At 61.1% G+C, this 2,116-nt stretch carries 2 protein-coding genes and 1 pseudogene; all 3 read left to right on the forward strand.

Annotation, left to right across the window (positions count from 1 at the left end):
* Positions 1-577: pseudogene (locus AB1460_RS37045) on the forward strand (hypothetical protein); the annotation flags it as partial.
* Between the two features lie 22 nt (positions 578-599).
* Positions 600-1,070, forward strand: coding sequence for a hypothetical protein (locus AB1460_RS37050; RefSeq protein WP_368967201.1), 471 nt, complete (start codon positions 600-602; stop codon positions 1,068-1,070).
* A 320-nt stretch (positions 1,071-1,390) separates the two neighbouring features.
* Positions 1,391-2,116, forward strand: a 726-nt coding sequence (locus tag AB1460_RS37055) for an IS630 family transposase (RefSeq protein ID WP_420497464.1), incomplete at its 3' end; no start/stop codon positions are given.

The raw sequence follows: 2,116 nt of genomic DNA on the forward strand, positions 1-2,116 counted from the left end.
ACCCATCCGCAACATCAAAATCGGCGACCGCGTCCTCGCCACCAACCCCGACACCGGCCGCACCGAACCCCACACCGTCACCCACCTCATCGTCGGCACCGGCGACAAACACCTCGTCGACATCTCCATCACCACCACTCGCGACTACCATCGCACCCAGACCGTCTACAACCTCACCGTCGACACCCTCCACACGTACTATGTGTTGGCAGGCCACAGCCCCGTACTCGTCCACAACGCCGACCCTTCGTGCGGGCCCGAGGTTTGGACCGATGCAGCTTGGCAGCACATTCTTGATCGCCATCGTCCGGAAGGGTCAGATGTCGACAGCCGAGCAGGTATCTTCACCGGTAAATCAAAAATGGTTCGTCAGCGTATCCTGGAAACCCTCAATCGAGCACAGTCTCGACCGAATTCAAATGATCCAAAAACAGGAAGGCCGCGACCCGGAAGAGTCTACGAGTGGGACTTCGGGAATCCGGTGGGAGTCGCCGGGCCCGCGAACGGCGGAAAGGATCTTACGAGTATCCGCGTAGTCCTTGTTGAGGGTAAGATCGTAACGGCGTTCCCGTTCTAGTATAGGGAAAATTTGAAACTAGATGATTGACCTACGCCTCTCGATTCCAGAGCGCAGTTCGTCCCTGTATAGAAGTTGGGAGCGGGCGCGCCAAGAGGATCCGAAAGCCATCGGCGAGACCGAACTTCAATACTATCTCTTCTATGTGCACATCGTATTTGCGCTAGACGGCGTAGAGTTCATCTCTACGGACGAGGTCGTTACTCTTGTCGACTTCATGCAAGAGGTTTCCTGGGTAGCCGAAAACATCGCCTCCCATCGTGACGCATCAATCGGATTCACCGAGCATGCCGACACCGTCAGTTTTCGATGGACCAAAGGTGGCATCCATGTAAGCGCACCCCGAGCGCCTGGCGGAATTTACGTGAACCCGGACAATCTCATGAAAACACTTCACGCCTTTCTGGAAAATGCAATTGCATGCCTTGCTCGGGAGATTCCTGGTATAGAGGATAATCCGACTATTCGTGCGGTGAGGCACCCTCAGAGTTGATCAGGATTGGAGAAGTGAACCGCCAGCACGGCCAGGTGAAAACTTATCTTTGCACGTGCGCGGGGTGAACCGCCCCGGGTTCGTTGGCGGCCAGGCCAGTGTCTTGTGATTACGTTTTCTTTACGTAAGCAGGTCGCCAGATAGAATGATCTTGTGGAGTTGAGGGATGCGGAACGGGCAGAACTGTCCGTGCTGATCAACAGCCGGGATGTTCCGGCGAACGTGGGCACACGGGCGCGGTTAGTGTTGTGACATGCCGAGAACACGCCGAAGGCGCGGATCGCGCAGCTGGCGGGGGTGTCACGGCCGATGGTGGACCTGTGGCTGCGCCGCTACGAGCAGGCGGGGGCGCGGCGAGCCTGGTCGACCGGCCCCGAGGGGCACCGCGGGAGCAGGTCCCCGCCGCGGTACGAGCCCGGATCGTGGCGTTGACCCGCCCGACACCGCCGGCGGAGACCGGGCTGTCGCACTGGTCGACCAGGGAGATGGCCCGCTACATCGGCCACACCGGACCGACACCGGTGTCCTGGCACTACGTGGCACGGGTGTGGCGGGAAGAAGGGCTGCGCCCACACCAGTCCGGCACGTTCACGCTGTCCAGCGATCCGGACTTCGCCGTCAAGGTCGCCGACATCGTCGGGCTCTACCTGCACCCACCCGGCGGCGCGGTCGTGCTCTGCATTGATGAGAAGACCCAGGTCCAAGCCCTGGACCGCACCCAGCCACTACTCCCGATCAGCTTCGGACGCACCGAGAAACGCACCCACGACTACGTCCGCCACGGCACCACGAACCTGTTCGCGGCCCTCAACACCGGCACCGGGGAAGTCCTCGCCGCCTGCCACCCCCGCCGTGACGGCGCCGCGTTCCTCGCGTTCCTGAAAGACGCGGTCACCCCGCACGACGGCCGCCAATTCCATGTCATCCTGGACAACCTGTCCACCCACACCACCCCCGACGTGACCGCCTGGCTGGATGCCAACCCGCACGTCCACTTCCACTTCACCCCCGTCGGCTCGTCCTGGATCAACCAGATCGAGACCTGG

It is taken from the genome of Parafrankia sp. FMc2, from assembly GCF_041008525.1.
Lineage (GTDB): Bacteria > Actinomycetota > Actinomycetes > Frankiales > Frankiaceae > Parafrankia.

Bases quoted from the DNA above. Each gene is read 5' to 3' on its own strand.
- AB1460_RS37050 (WP_368967201.1), top strand. From the start codon at position 600: ATGATTGACCTACGCCTCTCGATTCCAGAGCGCAGTTCGTCCCTGTAT.